This window comes from Paraburkholderia sp. A1BS-2L, from assembly GCF_051125205.1.
Classification (GTDB): Bacteria; Pseudomonadota; Gammaproteobacteria; order Burkholderiales; family Burkholderiaceae; genus Paraburkholderia.
This window is the reverse complement of the sequence record NZ_CP120428.1, coordinates 1,150,679-1,168,427: the sequence shown is the minus strand read 5'-3', so window position 1 is coordinate 1,168,427 and position 17,749 is coordinate 1,150,679. Positions and strand designations below refer to the sequence as shown.

Below are 17,749 nucleotides of genomic sequence, written 5' to 3'. Positions count from 1 at the left end.
CCTGTTCTTGCCAGCTGGCGCGCTTACTGCGCCGGCGGCGTTTCGATCATCACCGGTGGGCGATCATCGGTCGGAACGCCGTGATAGTCGGCCGGATCGTGGGGCGGCGGCCCATGATGCTTGCTCGTTGCATCGTCGGCACAAGCAGAAAGCAGTGCGACCATCGCTATGGTCAGGCAGACACGTACCATTAACGCAAACTCCCTCAAATTATGTTGCCATGCAGCAGTCTAACGCGTGCAGACGCATTTGACGGCTCGGGAACATTGCTCTTTTTTTCGTGCCCGCTTCTGTTCTAAGATACCCACATGGCTGCAACCGAAGGAGGCTGCCATGGATGCGGAAACTATTGCGGGGCTGATCGGACTTGCTGTCGGTTTATTGGTCCTGCTTGGGCTATCGATTTTTGAATCGCGGGCTTACAAGCAGGAACACGACGGTGAAGGCATGATGCATCACTGGCTGGCCGAGCATCATGTGCTCGACCGCATGCGTCGCAGGCACTGAGCTGACTTAGCGAGACCGTCGAACGGTCTCTCTGCGCGCCGCAGTGAGCTTTCTCTTGGCGCGGCTGGGCTCGCCAGCCGCGATGGTCATTTTCTGTCACGCTCGCTTAGTCTAGGAAGACCAAGCGTGCTCCGCCATTTTCCACGCACGCAAACGCCAGAACCCCGGCGCTCATTCGGAGCCACCGGGGTTCTGGACATACTGCATGGGGAGCCTGACGATTACCTACTTTCACACGGGCAATCCGCACTATCATCGGCGTGGAGCTGTTTCACGGTCCTGTTCGGGATGGGAAGGGGTGGGACCAGCTCGCTATGGTCATCAGGCATGACGGGTTGCTGCGTCGCACGGGTTTGGGTGAACCTGGCGCCACAGCCAATCGGGAAGAAGCGTAAAGAGGTGCTGTTTCTTGGGGTTGTGTTGTTTCCGGCACAACACCGATCTCTCAACCTGCGCGTCCTTCACTCCACACCGGGAGGAAGACACACCTGTTATAGGATCAAGCCTTACGGGCAATTAGTATCAGTTAGCTTAACGCATTACTGCGCTTCCACACCTGACCTATCAACGTCCTGGTCTCGAACGACCCTTCAAGGGGATCTAGTCCCCGGGGAAGTCTCATCTTGAGGCGAGTTTCCCGCTTAGATGCTTTCAGCGGTTATCTCTTCCGAACATAGCTACCCGGCAATGCCACTGGCGTGACAACCGGTACACCAGAGGTTCGTCCACTCCGGTCCTCTCGTACTAGGAGCAGGCCCCCTCAAACTTCCAGCGCCCACGGCAGATAGGGACCAAACTGTCTCACGACGTTTTAAACCCAGCTCACGTACCTCTTTAAATGGCGAACAGCCATACCCTTGGGACCGGCTACAGCCCCAGGATGAGATGAGCCGACATCGAGGTGCCAAACACCGCCGTCGATATGAACTCTTGGGCGGTATCAGCCTGTTATCCCCAGAGTACCTTTTATCCGTTGAGCGATGGCCCTTCCATACAGAACCACCGGATCACTATGACCTGCTTTCGCACCTGCTCGACTTGTCAGTCTCGCAGTCAAGCACGCTTATGCCATTGCACTATCAGCACGATTTCCGACCGTACCTAGCGTACCTTCGTACTCCTCCGTTACACTTTGGGAGGAGACCGCCCCAGTCAAACTGCCTACCATGCACTGTCCCCGACCCGGATCACGGGCCAAGGTTAGAACCTCAAACAGATCAGGGTGGTATTTCAAGGACGGCTCCATGCAGACTGGCGTCCACACTTCACAGCCTCCCACCTATCCTACACAAACCGGTTCAAAGTCCAATGCAAAGCTACAGTAAAGGTTCATGGGGTCTTTCCGTCTAGCCGCGGGGAGATTGCATCATCACAAACACTTCAACTTCGCTGAGTCTCGGGAGGAGACAGTGTGGCCATCGTTACGCCATTCGTGCAGGTCGGAACTTACCCGACAAGGAATTTCGCTACCTTAGGACCGTTATAGTTACGGCCGCCGTTTACCGGGACTTCAATCAAGAGCTTGCACCCCATCATTTAATCTTCCGGCACCGGGCAGGCGTCACACCCTATACGTCCACTTTCGTGTTTGCAGAGTGCTGTGTTTTTATTAAACAGTCGCAGCCACCAGTTTATTGCAACCCCTTCACCCTCGGAGCGCAGGCTCCTCAAGCTACCAGGGCGTACCTTATCCCGAAGTTACGGTACCAATTTGCCGAGTTCCTTCTCCCGAGTTCTCTCAAGCGCCTTAGAATACTCATCTCGCCCACCTGTGTCGGTTTGCGGTACGGTTAATGTTGAACTGAAGCTTAGAGGCTTTTCCTGGAACCCCTTCCAGTTGCTTCGCTTCCGAAGAAGCTCGCGCCACACCCTTGAATTACGCGCCCGGATTTGCCAAAGCGCCTTCTCCAATGCAGCGACCGGGACTTCCAACACCCGGACAACCTTCCGCGATCCGTCCCCCCATCGCATTCAACACTAGTGCAGGAATATTGACCTGCTTCCCATCAGCTACGCATTTCTGCCTCGCCTTAGGGGCCGACTCACCCTACGCCGATGAACGTTGCGTAGGAAACCTTGGGCTTACGGCGAGGGGGCCTTTCACCCCCTTTATCGCTACTCATGTCAGCATTCGCACTTCTGATACCTCCAGCACACTTTCCAGTGCACCTTCGCAGGCTTACAGAACGCTCTCCTACCATGCACATAAATGTGCATCCGCAGCTTCGGTATATGGCTTAGCCCCGTTACATCTTCCGCGCAGGACGACTCGATCAGTGAGCTATTACGCTTTCTTTAAAGGGTGGCTGCTTCTAAGCCAACCTCCTGACTGTTTTAGCCTTCCCACTTCGTTTCCCACTTAGCCATATTTGGGGACCTTAGCTGGCGGTCTGGGTTGTTTCCCTCTTGACACCGGACGTTAGCACCCGATGTCTGTCTCCCGTGATTGCACTCTTCGGTATTCGGAGTTTGCTATGGCGACGTAATCCGCAATGGACCCATCAACCATGACAGTGCTCTACCCCCGAAGGTGATACACGAGGCACTACCTAAATAGTTTTCGGAGAGAACCAGCTATTTCCAGGTTTGTTTAGCCTTTCACCCCTATCCACAGCTCATCCCCTAACTTTTCAACGTTAGTGGGTTCGGTCCTCCAGCACGTGTTACCGTGCCTTCAACCTGGCCATGGATAGATCACCTGGTTTCGGGTCTACACCCAGCGACTAATCGCCCTGTTCGGACTCGCTTTCGCTACGCCTGCCCTATTCGGTTAAGCTTGCCACTGAATGTAAGTCGCTGACCCATTATACAAAAGGTACGCCGTCACCCCTTGCGAGGCTCCGACTGTTTGTATGCATGCGGTTTCAGGATCTGTTTCACTCCCCTCCCGGGGTTCTTTTCGCCTTTCCCTCACGGTACTGGTTCACTATCGGTCGATCACGAGTATTTAGCCTTGGAGGATGGTCCCCCCATCTTCAGACAGGATTTCACGTGTCCCGCCCTACTTGTCGCATCCCTAGTTCTTCCATTCCGTTTTCGTCTACAGGGCTATCACCTGCTATGGCCGCACTTTCCAGAGCGTTCGACTAACGGTACAGATAAAGAATGCAGGCTGATCCCATTTCGCTCGCCACTACTCTGGGAATCTCGGTTGATTTCTTTTCCTGCGGCTACTTAGATGTTTCAGTTCGCCGCGTTCGCTTCACGTGACCTATGTATTCAGTCACGGATACTCCATTCGGAGTGGGTTTCCCCATTCGGACATCTCCGGATCAAAGCTTGTTTGCCAGCTCCCCGGAGCTTTTCGCAGGCTACCGCGTCCTTCATCGCCTGTGATCGCCAAGGCATCCACCACATGCACTTGTTCGCTTGACCCTATAACGGGTGCGTCTCTCGACTCACTCGCTACAGGCTGAGTTTTCGCGTTGTGCCGTATTCCAAAGCCCTCTTTCGAGGAACTTAAAAATACATCGATACAATCACAACCCTGATTCACCTACTCCACACCCATCTCTAAGTGTGTTTCAGATAAATCTCTTTACTACTTCTTCCTGATTGTTAAAGAACGACAGCCGATACGTTTTCACATACCGCTCTGACTGGCTCAATCGCCAATGCAAAACTCCCTGCATTTAACTGCTCCTGCAGGATGCTGTGCATTAGGGATTGGTGGAGGATGACGGGATCGAACCGACGACCCCCTGCTTGCAAAGCAGGTGCTCTCCCAGCTGAGCTAATCCCCCAGTCATGCATACTCAAGGGGGTTACCAGTCAGCCACCGCGCAGACAAATTGGTGGGTCTGGATGGATTCGAACCATCGACCCCCGCCTTATCAAGACGGTGCTCTAACCGACTGAGCTACAGACCCCTGAGTCTGTCTTTTCTACAGCCGACAAGTGTGAGCGCTTCAATGAACTTCGCAATGAGCTCTGGAAAGGAGGTGATCCAGCCGCACCTTCCGATACGGCTACCTTGTTACGACTTCACCCCAGTCATGAATCCTGCCGTGGTGACCGTCCTCCTTGCGGTTAGACTAGCCACTTCTGGCAAAACCCACTCCCATGGTGTGACGGGCGGTGTGTACAAGACCCGGGAACGTATTCACCGCGGCATGCTGATCCGCGATTACTAGCGATTCCAGCTTCACGCAGTCGAGTTGCAGACTGCGATCCGGACTACGATCGGTTTTCTGGGATTGGCTCCACCTCGCGGCTTGGCAACCCTCTGTTCCGACCATTGTATGACGTGTGAAGCCCTACCCATAAGGGCCATGAGGACTTGACGTCATCCCCACCTTCCTCCGGTTTGTCACCGGCAGTCTCCCCGGAGTGCTCTTGCGTAGCAACTGGGGACAAGGGTTGCGCTCGTTGCGGGACTTAACCCAACATCTCACGACACGAGCTGACGACAGCCATGCAGCACCTGTGTGACGGCTCCCTTTCGGGCACTCCCGGCTCTCACCAGGATTCCGTCCATGTCAAGGGTAGGTAAGGTTTTTCGCGTTGCATCGAATTAATCCACATCATCCACCGCTTGTGCGGGTCCCCGTCAATTCCTTTGAGTTTTAATCTTGCGACCGTACTCCCCAGGCGGTCAACTTCACGCGTTAGCTACGTTACCAAGCCAATGAAGGCCCGACAACCAGTTGACATCGTTTAGGGCGTGGACTACCAGGGTATCTAATCCTGTTTGCTCCCCACGCTTTCGTGCATGAGCGTCAGTATTGGCCCAGGGGGCTGCCTTCGCCATCGGTATTCCTCCACATCTCTACGCATTTCACTGCTACACGTGGAATTCTACCCCCCTCTGCCATACTCTAGCGATGCAGTCACCAATGCAGTTCCCAGGTTAAGCCCGGGGATTTCACATCGGTCTTGCATCACCGCCTGCGCACGCTTTACGCCCAGTAATTCCGATTAACGCTTGCACCCTACGTATTACCGCGGCTGCTGGCACGTAGTTAGCCGGTGCTTATTCTTCCGGTACCGTCATCCCCCCGGGGTATTAACCCAGAGGTTTTCTTTCCGGACAAAAGTGCTTTACAACCCGAAGGCCTTCTTCACACACGCGGCATTGCTGGATCAGGCTTGCGCCCATTGTCCAAAATTCCCCACTGCTGCCTCCCGTAGGAGTCTGGGCCGTGTCTCAGTCCCAGTGTGGCTGGTCGTCCTCTCAGACCAGCTACGGATCGTCGCCTTGGTGAGCCTTTACCCCACCAACTAGCTAATCCGCCATCGGCCACCCCAATAGCGCGAGGTCTTGCGATCCCCCGCTTTCATCCTAAGATCGTATGCGGTATTAATCCGGCTTTCGCCGGGCTATCCCCCACTACTGGACATGTTCCGATGTATTACTCACCCGTTCGCCACTCGCCACCAGGTGCAAGCACCCGTGCTGCCGTTCGACTTGCATGTGTAAGGCATGCCGCCAGCGTTCAATCTGAGCCAGGATCAAACTCTTCAGTTCAATACCTGTTACTGTTTTCGGTTCAGTCAAGAACCGGTCGCTCACTCAAAGCTGACAGGTTCTGAATAAATTCAAAAACCTGACTTACTTTTGTGTGAGACTCTTGATACTTTCGCTACTCCCGGTCATCCCCGAAAGAATCACCAGGTCACGAAACCCATCAAGCGCCCACACTTATCGGCTGTAAATTTTTAAAGATCGCGTCGCACAAGACACCGGAACCACTTCGAACTACCCGGCGCTTTCTGCGTTGCTGCGTCAGCAGCAGAGAAACGAGATTATGCAGACTCTTTCGCGTTTCGTCAACATCTTTTTTAACGTCGCCGTTTAAAAACTGATGACTTCACGCCCCGCCGTTTCTCGCGGCAGGCTTCGCTGCCGGACTTCAGCGGGCGAAGGAGCGGAATTCTAGTCACGCGAATGCGATCTGGCAAGGGGTTTTTGAGTCGCGGCCGCCGATACCGTCTGCACGTGCCAATCGTCTGTAGCGAAGCACAACGCCTCATCTCGCGCCCTCGCCTCCAGCTACTCTGTAGGGCAAACCGATGGTCTGCGCGGAACAGACTAGAATATGGGGTTCTCTGCATCCCAACTCACGGATTTATGCGCTCGCGAATCGCCAAACGCCTTCCTCCCGATGCCGACAAGCTCGTCGGCCTGTCGCTCGCCCTGTTCGCCTCGGGCAGCCGCACCGAAGACCGCTTCTGGGAGGCCAAGCTCGACACGCTGCTCGCGAAGGTCGTGCGCAACGGCAACCAGACTACACTCGACGCCGCGCTCGACCATCTTCAGCAGAACCACCCCGACGCCTATGGCGCGCTCGCCGATATGGCCGAGACCCACAGTGAGTCGTTTCTCATCGAGCACGACGGTACACAATACGAAGCGCTGCTCGTCGCGGCGCCCGTGCTTGCCTGGACCCGCTACGTCATTCCGTCGGGGCCGCTCAAATCGGATGCATCGGACGCGCTGCGTACGCACCTGCAGGCACATGTGCTGGCGAGCGGCACGCGTGTAGCGATGGCCCCCTATCTCTACAGCATTGACCAGTTGCCCCGCCACCACGTCGAGACCTGGCGTCTCGCACAGCAGCTTTCGCAAGCTGCCTTGCATGGCACCGCAGCAAAGATCAGCGCGGGCGAGTTGCCCGAGACTTCACCGATCCTCGCCGACCCGCGCTTCCTGCTGGCCGTGGTTGCCGCGCCGGTCGGTGCGCCGCTGTTCCGCTGGCAGGAAGAGGAGCACGGTTCGCGCATCGAGCGTGGCCAGTGCCTCGAGCAATGGGCCACGCAGGGCGGCGCCAATCTTGCTGTCGTAATGCCCGGTTGCGAATTCGAATGTCTGCTGCCGGATGCCTACTACTCGGCCTGCCGCGACGCCGATGAACGCGTGCGACCCCACACCATCCGCACTGCGGTGCGCTACCTGCTCGATACGATCGATGCAAGCGCCCAGGACCTGCGCGCCGTTGTCGCCGGCTTTGGCGAGCGGCGTATCGACGAATACCGCGTCGGATTCACGAAGCGCGGCAGCAACGATGTCCTGTACGGCGTAGTCTGGCCGCTCTACGGCCGCGAGAACGGTGATGCCGACATCGACGAGGAACCGTCCGAAGAAAATATTGGCACCGGCCCGCTCGAAGAGATCGTCGCGCTACTGAAGGAATCGGGCATCACCGACATCCGCCGCCATGCCGGCCGTTTCGAGCCGGAATACTGCGACGACTGCGGCGTACCTCTATACGCAGACCCACTCGGTGAGATTGTTCATGCCGAGATGCCGGAAGATGCTGAACCCGTTCAGCCACATTTCCACTAAGCAATACGACATATTCCTACCCTGCCCCGCCTATGTGCGGGGCTTTTTTTGCCCTATGTCCTACGCCATCTGGACAGGCCGCCGCGACGCAAGCTTTTTGTCATCATGGTGCTGTTGGCCCGGTTTTAAGCGGCGCGTGCAGGACATGCGCCGCACAACATTTCGAGAGGGGCCATTCACGAGAGGAGGGCTATGCTATGCGGTTTGCGGTATTCAATCCGGACGCCGAACGGCGCGAAGGGCTCAAGGCGCTGTTACTACAAATCGATCGACGTGCACGCTTTAACGACGCGCCAGACTGGCGCAGTGCCGAACGTGCGATGCAGCGCTTCACACCAAACCTGCTGGTGATCGACTGGCACGACGGCATCCGCCCCGGCGAGTTGCACAATTTCTCGAGCCGGCATCAGACGCTACCAGTCGCCGTGCTCGTAGACCGCAGCGAGCCGCCACACTCTCTTCGGGCGGTACTTGCCGAAGGCGCACGCGGCATCATCAAGCGCACCACCGACTCAATCCTGATCGTCAAGCTGCTCGAGCTTATTCTGCTCGGCGGCGACCACCTTCCCGCCGACATATTCGGTCCTTCGTTCTGCCCACATGGCTCGTGGCCAGTGCCGCAGCGCCGCCATGGCAACAGCGCGCCGCATGTGGCCAAGGCGCACCTCAAGGCAAGCCTTTCACCCCGCCAGGAACAGATCCTCCGCTGCGTCCACATGGGCGCCACGAACAAGATGATCGCCAGAGCCCTCGGCATCAGCGAGGGCACCGTCAAAGTTCATCTGGCGAGCATCTTCCAGCAACTCGGCGCCCCCAACCGGGCTGCTGCCGTCGCGATCTACAACGGCTTGCTGGCGAATCAACTGCAAGTGCTGCGCACACGCCGGGACAGCGCGCCCAAACCCGCGGCCCGGTGCCCTTGCGCTCGCGTGCCAAGCGTTCCTTGCGCTATCCGTTGCGACAAGACGACAGTACGGATCCCCTACCGTTAGCCGCGGAACCGGGCGTTCCTTATGGCGACGCGGCGCCAGCCCCACTTGAGCCTCGCTCCGAAGCCGACTCGAACAGCGAAGAACAGGAGACGCCGCCCAGCGGCGCACACCTTTTGCGCTCCAACGAGTAATATTAAACACATGGGGTTCCTGTATACGCCGCTTCCGCTGTGGGTCATCGTCGGTGCATGGATTGCAGCCGGGGGCCTGCTCGCGCTCGCGTTATGGAATAACCCGTTCAAGCGTCTGCAAGACGCCACGCTCCAGCACGTGTGGCTCGCCATCGTCGTGGCGGTCTCCGTGCTGTGGGCGAGCAATGCCTGGCTCGAGGACGGCACCGTGCTGCATCTGCTCGGCGCCACCCTCGTGGTGACGCTGTTCGACTGGGGGCTCGCACTCGTCGCCATGGCGGTGGTCGTTGTGCTGGCCGCGGTCATCTTCGACACTCCTTGGGACGGCGTCGCGCTAACCTTCCTCGTATTCGGCGCGTTCCCTGTAGCCGTCTCTGCGTTGATGCAGCGAGCCTGCACTGCATGGCTGCCGCGCAATCTCTTCATGTTCATCGTCGGCCAAGGTTTTGTCTCGCCCGCCATCGCGGTCTCGGCGGCAGCCTATCTGGCACTTGGCACCCACGTCGCGCTCAACGGTGGCTCGATGCTCACCGTGCCGCCAGGCTATGCCTTCAGCGTATTCCTGCTCGCGTCCGGCGAGGCCTGGTTTACCGGTATGGCCACGGCGCTGATCGCGGTCTATCGCCCCGCGTGGGTCACAACCTACGACGTGCGGCGCTATCGGCTGGGTGGTCCACGCACCTGACCCGGACACACCGCGGCCACAAGCCGCAGCTTGCAGGGCAGGCACGCCAGGAAGCCATTCCGCCAGCCGGCTCCGCGAAATATTTGTCCGGCCCCGGAACTCATCCATGCAGTGCAGCATCTTACGGTGCCTGATGTCCCACCCTCATCCAGAATAATCAGATGGACCGCTACAACGCATCTCGCCAGTTGCTGACTGTAATTGGCCGGCTGGCCGCCTGCGCCGTGAGTCTCACATTCGTTTGTACGCTGCCCGCCCAGGCCGATCAGCTCGATCAGGCCACTCAAGCCGGCCCCATCGATCAACCAGGCGATTTTGCCAGCCGGCAGAGCGAGCTCGCGAATTCCTTCGTGACCCAAATGCATGCCGACCCGCTGGTCGCAAGCTGCGCAGCGCACGGCAATTTCATTGCCAGTACGTCGGACGCACTCGATCATGTCGAGTTTGCGCCCAGCTCTTTCGACAGTGCACACTCTACCGTCACGCCCTGGAACGACTCGTTCGACGAAGGCAAGCAGCGCGTGAAAGTCGATACGATCGTCACTGTCGATGGCATCGGCATTCCCAAAGACAGCGGCCACGGGCCCTACGATCTGAAGTTCCGCTGCGGCTACGTAGGCCAGCAGATCCTCGCATTCAGCTGGAACGATCCCGTACCGCCCCTGCGCGCGCGCAGCGAGTCCCGCGCCTCGACAGGCGGCACTGCAGCCCACGCCAGCGGCAAACACAGCACGAAGTCGAAGAAGACCACTGGCAAGAGCAAGAAGACCGCGACTTCGAGCAAATCGGGCCACAAGTCCTCGGCCACGAGTACAAAGAGCACGAAGGGCACGAAGGGCACCAAAAGCGCGACGGGCAGCAGCAAGCCGACAACGAAATCGGCCACCACGTCGACAGCCAGGAAAACGAGCACGAAAAAGAAGTCGACGACGCAATGATGACCCGGCGCGGTCCACACGGCGTGCGCCGCACATGACAAAGGGGGAAGCGGTGTGCACCGCTTCCCCCTTTGTCATGCTGCTGCCTTCGCGTCAGGCGAACTTGACGACGTGCTGCAAGATCGCTTGCAACATGGCGGCGCCTAGTGCGGCGCTACGCGCCCCGTTCCAGCCCACCCGCTCATCGGGCAGGTTCGCGTTGTCCTTGAACGGCATTTCAAGCGTGAGCGACAGGCAACCGTAGCGATGCCCGATGTACTTCGATGCGAGCTTGAGCGCATCTTCACGATAACGGCTCGCTTCGTAGCCGTGCTTGTCCTGGAAGTCCGGGCTCGCCACCTTGAACGCTTCGATGAATGCAGCCTGCTCGGCGCGCTGCTGCTCGGTGAAGCCGGGCAGCATTTCCGAACCGGCCACGAACACATAGGGCAGCGTCTCGTCGCCGTGAATATCGAAGAACAGATCGCAGCCGGTTGTCTCGATTGCATCGCGCACGACGAGCACCTCGGGGCTGCGCTTAGCATCGGGTTCCATCCATTCGCGATTCAGGTTCGCGCCCGCAGCATTGGTGCGCAGGTTGCCGTGCACGCTGCCGTCCGGATTCATGTTCGGCACGATATGGAAGATCACGCGCTCGAGCAGCATGCGCGCGACCGGATCGCCCGACCAGTCGCCCCAGCCCGCCAGACGCTTCACGAGCCCTTCGACAAACCATTCGGCCATCGACTCGCCCGGATGCTGGCGCGCGATGATCCAGACCGTCTTCTTGGGCTTGCCTTCGGGCGTAGTGTCGCCCGGCATGCCGAGCGAAAGAAGCGTCATCGGCCGACCCTCGACTGTCTGGCCGAGTTCGCTCAGCGTCGCGTGCGGAAGCTGCTGGAGCGCCCCGAGAAATTCGGAATGGCGCTCCTCGCTGTACGGCTCGAAGTACGCGTAATAGACACTGTCGAACTCGGGCGTATGGTCGATGACGAACGCCTTGCCGTCGTACGAGGTCGGTACGCGGAACCAGTTCACGCGGTCATAGCTCGCCACGGCCTGGTAGTCGCGCCACCCTTCGGGAAATGCGCACGCCGAGCCGTTCTCGAACGTCATCACGCAACGCTCGCCGCGCCCGCCCGTGAGGCGGAAATAAAACCACTGCGCGAAATCCGATTGACTGTCGGCTCGCACGCGCAGGCGGATATCGTCGGCTTGCTCGCACGAGAGCACTTCAATCGCGCCCGCATCGAACTGGCTGGAAATGGAAATCGTCATGTCTGTTTCCTTCGCTGGATCGGCAATCCGGCCGCTCAATCGGCCAGACGCCGGCGGAACACATACGTCGAATCGTTCGATGCCGCAGCATCGAATGCATAACCTTCCATATCGAAGGCCTTGAGCGCCTCGGGCTCGGCTAAGCGGTTCTCGACCGCATAGCGCGCCATCAGCCCGCGCGCACGCTTCGCGTGGAAGCTGATGATCTTGTAGCGGCCGCCCTTCCAGTCTTCAAACACCGGCGTGATGATGGGCGCCGCGAGCGCCTTTGGCTTGACGGCCTTGAAGTACTCGGTCGATGCGCAGTTCACCAGCACGCGCGCACCTTTCTTCGCTTTTTTCTGATTGAGCTCGAACTGCGCGTTGAGCGCGTGCGTGATGCGCTCGCCCCAGAACGCGTAAAGGTCCTTGCCGCGCGCATTCTCGAAGCGTGTGCCCATCTCCAGCCGATAAGGCTGCAGCAGGTCGAGCGGACGCAGCACGCCGTACAGGCCCGACAGCACGCGCACGTGCTGCTGGGCGTAATCGAGATCAGCATGAGTGAGCGATTTCGCGTCGAAGCCTTCGTACACGTCGCCGTTGAACGCGAGCACGGCCTGCTTCGCGTTGGCCTCGCTAAAGTGCTTCGACCAGTCGGCGTAGCGCTGGAAGTTCAGGCTGGCGAGCGGATCCGAGATGCTCATGAGCGAGCCGATCTGCTGCGGCGAAAGACGGCGCAGGCCATCGATCAGCTCGGCTGCGTCGTCGACGAAATCAGGGATGGTGTGTGTTTCGATGTGCGCCGGCGTGTCATAGTCGAGCGATTTGGCCGGCGACAGAACGATTATCATAGAGGCTTGCAGGCACGAGCGTGCCGATGTTCAAAGGCGAAAGCCCGATTGTAGCGAATTCACGAATGACCGGTTTTACGCCCTCAGACAGCTTCCCCGCCCCATCCCCCGCCACGGCAGCGCAAGATCCGCTCGCCGTGGTGCTCGATTCGAATGTGTGGCTCGACATTCTCGTGTTCGACGATCCGCATACGCGCCCCATTCGCGCCGCGCTCGAACGTGGCGCGCTCGACGCGCTGATCGACGCACGTTGCCATGCCGAGCTTGCGCACGTGCTCGACTATCCGCAATTCCAGGGGCGCGGCACGGACAAGGCGGCCGCGCTCGCCACGCTGGCGACGCTCGTGCGGCAGATCGCGCCGCCAGCGCTGCCCGCCGACGCCCGTGCGCTACCCCAATGCCGCGATCGCGACGATCAGAAGTTCCTGGAGCTTGCGCGGGCCAGCGGCGCTGTGTGGCTCGTATCGAAAGACCGAGCGGTGCTCAAGCTCGCGAAGCGTATCGCGCGCGATTTCGGCTTTCGCATCGGCACACCCGATGCCTTTGTCGCCGAAACCTCGGCGGCCTGGGCTGGCGTATGACCAGCGGATCAGCCACTCACGCCCCGACCGTTCGCGGCCCGACCGATTTGCCTACAATCGAGTTTTCCCGTTCCACCGTCTTCCATCCGCCCGCGCCATGAACGCATCGCATCCCTCGCAAGATCCGTCGCAAACCTCGCTGCTCTCACCCTCTTTCCCCTCCCGCCTGCCCGACGTCGGCACGACGATCTTCACGGTGATGAGCGCGCTCGCCGCAGAAAAGGGCGCGGTGAACCTGGGCCAGGGCTTTCCCGATTTCGACTGCGATTCGCGCATCGTCGACGCCGTCGCGCAGGCCATGCGCGACGGCCACAACCAGTACCCGCCGATGGCCGGCATGGCCGTGCTGCGCGAAGCCATCGCGGAGAAGGTAGCGAATATCTACGGTCATCGCTACGACGCCAACACTGAAATCACCGTGACGGCGGGCGCCACCCAGGCGCTGCTCACGGCGATCCTGTGCGCGGTGCATCCCGGCGACGAGGTCATCGTGGTGGAGCCGACCTACGACAGCTACCTGCCGTCGATCGAACTGGCGGGCGGCAAGCCCGTGTTCGTGACGCTCGAAGCGCCCGACTATGCGATTCCGTTCGACCGCCTCGCTGCGGCCATAACGCCAAAGACGCGCCTCATCCTCATCAACACCCCGCACAACCCCACAGGGACCGTGTGGCGCGCCGAGGACATGCGCAAGCTCGAAGAGATCGTGCGCGGCACCAATGTGCTGATTCTCTCGGACGAAGTCTACGAACACATGGTCTACGACGGCCAGCCGCACGAGAGCGTCGCGCGCTATCCGGAACTCGCGGCGCGCAGCTTCATCGTGTCGAGCTTCGGCAAGACTTTTCACGTGACGGGCTGGAAGGTCGGCTACGTGGCCGCGCCGGCGCCGCTCACCGCCGAATTCCGCAAGGTGCATCAATTCAACGTGTTCACCGTGAACACGCCGATGCAGGTCGGTCTCGCGCAATACCTGCGCGACCCAAAGCCGTATCTGGAACTGCCCGCTTTCTATCAGAACAAACGCGACTTCTTCCGCGCCGGTCTCGCGAACTCGCGCTTCAAGCTGCTGCCGTGCCAGGGCACGTACTTTCAATGCGTGGACTATTCGGCAATCAGCGACCTGCCCGAAGCCGAATTCTCGAAGTGGCTCACGGCCGAAATTGGCGTGGCGGCCATTCCGGTGTCGGCGTTCTATCAGGAGCCGCACGAATCGGGCGTCGTGCGCTTTTGTTTCGCCAAGCAGGAAAGCACGCTCGCGACCGCGCTCGAACGCCTCGTTCGGCTCTGAAGCCCGGCGACGCGCGATGCATCCGCGAACGGCAAGGCGTTCCCGAGCATCGCGCAAGGCGGCGCGCACTCCCGCACGCTGTACCGCGCCGCAAAGCCGCCTGCCGAGCCGCCTATGCCATGCAAGCGCCAAGCTTACGCATTGGCTTCGATATAGGCCTTGCGCTCGGCAGCCACGCGCTGGGCCGCAGGCCGCTCGCCCACGCGCTTCAGGTAGGACTTCCAGTCCACGCCGGCTTCGGCGAGAAGGTCGCGACCGTAAATTTTCTGCGTCGCCATCGCGACAAGCGGCAAGCTCGCGAACGCCACAATGTCCACGATCCCGAACTGCTCCCCGCACACATACGGCGCGAACTTCGCGAGCCGCTTGAAGCTCTCGATATAACGGTTCAGGCGCTTCTCGACGCTCGCCTTGACGTCCGCGCTCACCGCCCCGCCAAAGAATGCTTCAGCATAGAGTTCGCGCACCGAGAGTTCCAGATGCGTCTCGATCACGGCAATGAGCTCACGCTCCTTTGCCGCCGCCCATGGATCGGCGGAGAAAATGCGCTTCTCGGGATAGCAAGCCGCCAGATATTCGACGATCACTTCCGACTCGCACAGAAAGCCGTGCTCGGTCTCCACGAACGGCACCTTGCCCGTGGGCGACTGCGCCAATTGCGCCTCGGCAAGCGGGAGTTTCGCCGTCACTTCCTCGAACGCGATGCCATACTCGAGCATCACGAACTTGACCTTGTTGTAGTAGTTCGACAGCGCAAAACCATGCAGCTTGATCATTCTCATTGCCCCCTTGAAGGCAGCGGCGTCCGTCTTGAACCCGCTGAATCGTTTTCGTTAAATTGTACGACCGTGCTATTCTAGGCCAATCATGGAGCCAGGCTTCCAATGACTTCCCATCATTTCAACATTGAGACAATTGGCATCGTCGGCACCGGCGCAATGGGCCGCGGCATCGCCCAGATTGCCGCGCAGGCGGGCCTCGCGGTGCGCCTCTACGATACCAATGCGCAGGCGGTCGCCGCAGCGAGCGCGTATCTCGCCGATACCTTCGCGAAACTCGCTACAAAAGGCAAGCTCAGCGAGACCGATGCCACCGCCGCGCTCGCGCGCATCACGGGCGTGAACACGATCGACGGCCTTGCGGGCTGCGATCTGGTGGTCGAAGCGATCGTCGAGAACCTGGACGCCAAGCGCGTCCTATTCCGCGAACTCGAAACCGTGGTGAGCGGCAAGTGCCTGCTCGTTTCGAACACGTCGTCGCTGTCGATCACGGCGATCGCGGCTGCCTGCGGCGATCCCTCGCGCGTCGCGGGCTATCACTTCTTCAACCCCGTGCCGCTGATGAAGGTCGTCGAGGTCATCGACGGTCTGCGCAGCGACCCCGCCGCCGGCGACGCCCTCATGGCGCTCGCGCGCCGCATGGGCCACACGCCCGTGCGCGCGAAGGACATGCCGGGCTTCATCGTCAATCACGCGGGCCGCGGCATGAACACCGAGGGCTTGCGCGTGGCCGGCGAAGGCGTGGCCAGCTTCGCCGATATCGACCGCATCATGCGCGAGCAGGCCGGCTTTCGACTCGGGCCGTTCGAACTGCTGGACTTGACCGCGCTCGATGTCTCGCATCCGGTGATGGAGTCGATCTATCACCAGTTCTACGAGGAGCCGCGCTTCACGCCTTCGCCCATCACCGGCGTGCGCCTCGCGGGCGGGCTCGTTGGGCGCAAGAGCGGTGAGGGCTTCTATCGTTATGTCGATGGCAAGCAGCAAGTGCCCGAAGAACCCGCCGCGCCCACGACGCTGCCCGCGCGCGTCTGGGTGAGCCGCCGCAATGCTGCAGCGCGCGAGGCCGTGCTCGCGCTTGCCGCCCAGGCGGGCGTCGCCATCGACGAAGGCGACGCGCCCGGCGCCGACTCGCTCATCGTGGTCGCGCCGCTCGGCCTCGACGCCACCACCGCTGCACTCGAAGAGCAACTCGACGCAAGCCGCGTCATCGCCATCGACACGCTGTTCCCGATCGCCAGCGCGAAGCGCCGCACGCTGATGACGACGCCCGCCACCACGCGCGCAGCACGCGATGCGGGCCATGCGCTCTTCGCCGCCGACGGCGTACCGGTCACGGTGATCCACGATTCCACGGGCTTCGTCGCGCAGCGCATCGTCGCGACGATCGTGAATATCGGCTGCGACATCGCACAGAAGCAAATCGCGTCGCCGCACGATATCGACCTGGCTGTCACGCTCGGCCTCGGCTACCCGCAGGGGCCGCTCGCACTCGGCGACACACTGGGCGCACGCACGATCCTCACCATCCTGAACAACATTCACGCCGTGCTCGGCGACCCGCGCTATCGCCCATCGCCGTGGCTCGCGCGCCGCGCGCAGCTCGGTCTTGCTCTCACGCAACCCGACGCGGCAGACATCAACACAACAAACGAGGCACAGCAATGAGCGCAGAACTTCGCAGCACTCGCCCGCACGACCACGAATCCACACTCGTGCTGACGCTGTCGAACCCCGGCGCGCGCAACGCGCTGCATCCAGACATGTACGCCGCCGCCATCGAAGCATTCGATGCGGCCGAACGCGACAACTCGCTGCGCGCGATCGTTATCACGGGCGCCGACAACTTCTTTTGCGCGGGCGGCAACCTGAACCGTCTGCTCGAAAACCGCGCCAAGGATCCTTCCGTGCAAGCCGCCAGCATCGACATGCTCGCGCAATGGGTCACGGCCATGCGCCAGTCGAGCAAGCTGGTGATCGCCGCGGTCGAAGGCGCGGCTGCGGGCGCGGGCTTCTCGCTGGCGCTCGCAGCCGACTTGCTGGTCGCCGCCGACGACGCAAAATTCGTCATGGCCTACTCGCGCGTGGGCCTCACGCCGGACGGCGGCGGCTCATGGTTCCTCGCGCGTGCGCTGCCGCGCGCGCTTGCCTTCGAGTTGATGGTCGAAGGCAAGCCCATCGGCGCATCGCGCCTCGCGGACCTGGGCGTCGTGAACCGCGTCGCAAAACCGCAGAAGGCGCTCGATACGGCGCTCGCCTGGGCAGACGATCTCGCGAAGATCTCGCCGAATGCGGTCGCCCGTATCAAGGGGCTGACGAGCGCAGCGGACATGCAGTCGCTCGACGACCACCTCATTGCGGAACGCGAGAGCTTCGTGACTTCGCTGCATCACCGCGACGGGCTCGAAGGCATCACCGCGTTCCTCGAAAAGCGGCAACCGGTGTACAAGCGATAAGCGAATCGTCGCGCCTG

General features: G+C 60.4%; 12 protein-coding genes, 2 tRNA genes, 3 rRNA genes and 1 pseudogene. 9 read left to right on the top strand and 9 right to left on the bottom strand.

All coding sequences use genetic code 11. The features are described 5' to 3' along the window. Positions 1-23: 23 nt before the first annotated feature. Positions 24-164, bottom strand: a complete 141-nt coding sequence (locus tag P5W98_RS05250) for a hypothetical protein (RefSeq protein ID WP_421023583.1) — start codon at positions 162-164, stop codon at positions 24-26. Between the two features lie 169 nt (positions 165-333). Between P5W98_RS05250 and P5W98_RS05245 the strand changes: the two genes are divergently transcribed. After that, positions 334-507 (top strand): hypothetical protein, encoded by a 174-nt coding sequence (locus P5W98_RS05245; protein ID WP_174220040.1) that lies wholly within the window; start codon positions 334-336, stop codon positions 505-507. 212 nt (positions 508-719) lie between these two features. Here the strand turns inward: P5W98_RS05245 and rrf are convergent. The 5 genes from rrf to P5W98_RS05220 form a co-directional block, all read right to left on the bottom strand. Further along, a 5S ribosomal RNA gene (gene rrf / locus P5W98_RS05240) occupies positions 720-833 on the bottom strand. 169 nt (positions 834-1,002) lie between these two features. Next, a 23S ribosomal RNA gene (locus P5W98_RS05235) occupies positions 1,003-3,882 on the bottom strand. A 292-nt stretch (positions 3,883-4,174) separates the two neighbouring features. After that, a tRNA-Ala gene (locus P5W98_RS05230) sits at positions 4,175-4,250 on the bottom strand. Between the two features lie 49 nt (positions 4,251-4,299). Then, positions 4,300-4,376: transfer RNA gene (locus P5W98_RS05225), tRNA-Ile, on the bottom strand. A 65-nt stretch (positions 4,377-4,441) separates the two neighbouring features. Then, a 16S ribosomal RNA gene (locus tag P5W98_RS05220) occupies positions 4,442-5,974 on the bottom strand. Together the 16S, 23S and 5S rRNA genes with 2 tRNA genes alongside form the textbook arrangement of a ribosomal RNA operon. 603 nt (positions 5,975-6,577) lie before the next feature. Between P5W98_RS05220 and P5W98_RS05215 the strand changes: the two genes are divergently transcribed. From P5W98_RS05215 to P5W98_RS05200, 4 genes and pseudogenes are all read left to right on the top strand, one after another. Next, positions 6,578-7,792, top strand: coding sequence for a DUF2863 family protein (locus P5W98_RS05215; RefSeq protein WP_421023582.1), 1,215 nt, complete (start codon positions 6,578-6,580; stop codon positions 7,790-7,792). A 197-nt stretch (positions 7,793-7,989) separates the two neighbouring features. Next, positions 7,990-8,915 (top strand): annotated as a pseudogene (locus P5W98_RS05210) (helix-turn-helix transcriptional regulator). Positions 8,916-8,925: 10 nt separating this feature from the next. Further along, positions 8,926-9,600 carry an energy-coupling factor ABC transporter permease gene (locus P5W98_RS05205; protein ID WP_421023581.1) on the top strand — a complete coding sequence of 225 codons (675 nt, stop codon included), beginning with the start codon at positions 8,926-8,928 and terminating at the stop codon, positions 9,598-9,600. Between the two features lie 161 nt (positions 9,601-9,761). After that, complete coding sequence (locus tag P5W98_RS05200) at positions 9,762-10,538, top strand: BspC domain-containing protein (RefSeq protein ID WP_421079238.1); 777 nt, start codon at positions 9,762-9,764, stop codon at positions 10,536-10,538. 93 nt (positions 10,539-10,631) lie between these two features. On the opposite strand, the gene P5W98_RS05195 is transcribed toward P5W98_RS05200, so the two are convergent. Together P5W98_RS05195 and yaaA are read right to left on the bottom strand one after the other, a co-directional pair. Further along, complete coding sequence (locus P5W98_RS05195) at positions 10,632-11,795, bottom strand: M14 family metallopeptidase (RefSeq protein ID WP_434718428.1); 1,164 nt, start codon at positions 11,793-11,795, stop codon at positions 10,632-10,634. 35 nt (positions 11,796-11,830) lie between these two features. Beyond that, positions 11,831-12,625 carry a peroxide stress protein YaaA gene (yaaA, locus tag P5W98_RS05190; RefSeq protein WP_421023578.1) on the bottom strand — a complete coding sequence of 265 codons (795 nt, stop codon included), beginning with the start codon at positions 12,623-12,625 and terminating at the stop codon, positions 11,831-11,833. A 65-nt stretch (positions 12,626-12,690) separates the two neighbouring features. On the opposite strand from yaaA, the gene P5W98_RS05185 reads away from it, so the two are divergent. Further along, the gene (locus P5W98_RS05185) at positions 12,691-13,206 is read left to right on the top strand and encodes a putative toxin-antitoxin system toxin component, PIN family (RefSeq protein ID WP_434718510.1); all 516 of its coding nucleotides are present in this window, start codon (positions 12,691-12,693) and stop codon (positions 13,204-13,206) included. Between the two features lie 97 nt (positions 13,207-13,303). Further along, positions 13,304-14,497, top strand: coding sequence for a pyridoxal phosphate-dependent aminotransferase (locus P5W98_RS05180; RefSeq protein ID WP_421079236.1), 1,194 nt, complete (start codon positions 13,304-13,306; stop codon positions 14,495-14,497). Between the two features lie 134 nt (positions 14,498-14,631). On the opposite strand, the gene P5W98_RS05175 is transcribed toward P5W98_RS05180, so the two are convergent. Next, entirely contained in the window at positions 14,632-15,273 is a 642-nt protein-coding gene (locus tag P5W98_RS05175; RefSeq protein WP_434718427.1) for a glutathione S-transferase, read from the bottom strand. Between the two features lie 108 nt (positions 15,274-15,381). Here P5W98_RS05175 and P5W98_RS05170 point away from each other — a divergent pair, with 108 nt between their 5' ends. After that, entirely contained in the window at positions 15,382-16,944 is a 1,563-nt protein-coding gene (locus P5W98_RS05170) for a 3-hydroxyacyl-CoA dehydrogenase (protein ID WP_434718426.1), read from the top strand. Beyond that, complete coding sequence (locus tag P5W98_RS05165) at positions 16,941-17,732, top strand: oxepin-CoA hydrolase, alternative type (protein ID WP_421023573.1); 792 nt, start codon at positions 16,941-16,943, stop codon at positions 17,730-17,732. The genes P5W98_RS05170 and P5W98_RS05165 overlap by 4 nt, the downstream gene beginning before the upstream one ends. Positions 17,733-17,749: the final 17 nt, after the last annotated feature.

Excerpts from the sequence above, each read along its gene's own strand:
- P5W98_RS05250 (WP_421023583.1), bottom strand. The coding sequence starts at position 164 with ATGGTCGCACTGCTTTCTGCTTGTGCCGACGATGCAACGAGCAAGCAT.
- P5W98_RS05245 (WP_174220040.1), top strand. The coding sequence starts at position 334 with ATGGATGCGGAAACTATTGCGGGGCTGATCGGACTTGCTGTCGGTTTA.
- P5W98_RS05215 (WP_421023582.1), top strand. The coding sequence starts at position 6,578 with ATGCGCTCGCGAATCGCCAAACGCCTTCCTCCCGATGCCGACAAGCTC.
- P5W98_RS05205 (WP_421023581.1), top strand. The coding sequence starts at position 8,926 with ATGGGGTTCCTGTATACGCCGCTTCCGCTGTGGGTCATCGTCGGTGCA.
- P5W98_RS05200 (WP_421079238.1), top strand. The coding sequence starts at position 9,762 with ATGGACCGCTACAACGCATCTCGCCAGTTGCTGACTGTAATTGGCCGG.
- P5W98_RS05195 (WP_434718428.1), bottom strand. The coding sequence starts at position 11,795 with ATGACGATTTCCATTTCCAGCCAGTTCGATGCGGGCGCGATTGAAGTG.
- yaaA (WP_421023578.1), bottom strand. The coding sequence starts at position 12,625 with ATGATAATCGTTCTGTCGCCGGCCAAATCGCTCGACTATGACACGCCG.
- P5W98_RS05185 (WP_434718510.1), top strand. The coding sequence starts at position 12,691 with ATGACCGGTTTTACGCCCTCAGACAGCTTCCCCGCCCCATCCCCCGCC.
- P5W98_RS05180 (WP_421079236.1), top strand. The coding sequence starts at position 13,304 with ATGAACGCATCGCATCCCTCGCAAGATCCGTCGCAAACCTCGCTGCTC.
- P5W98_RS05175 (WP_434718427.1), bottom strand. The coding sequence starts at position 15,273 with ATGATCAAGCTGCATGGTTTTGCGCTGTCGAACTACTACAACAAGGTC.
- P5W98_RS05170 (WP_434718426.1), top strand. The coding sequence starts at position 15,382 with ATGACTTCCCATCATTTCAACATTGAGACAATTGGCATCGTCGGCACC.
- P5W98_RS05165 (WP_421023573.1), top strand. The coding sequence starts at position 16,941 with ATGAGCGCAGAACTTCGCAGCACTCGCCCGCACGACCACGAATCCACA.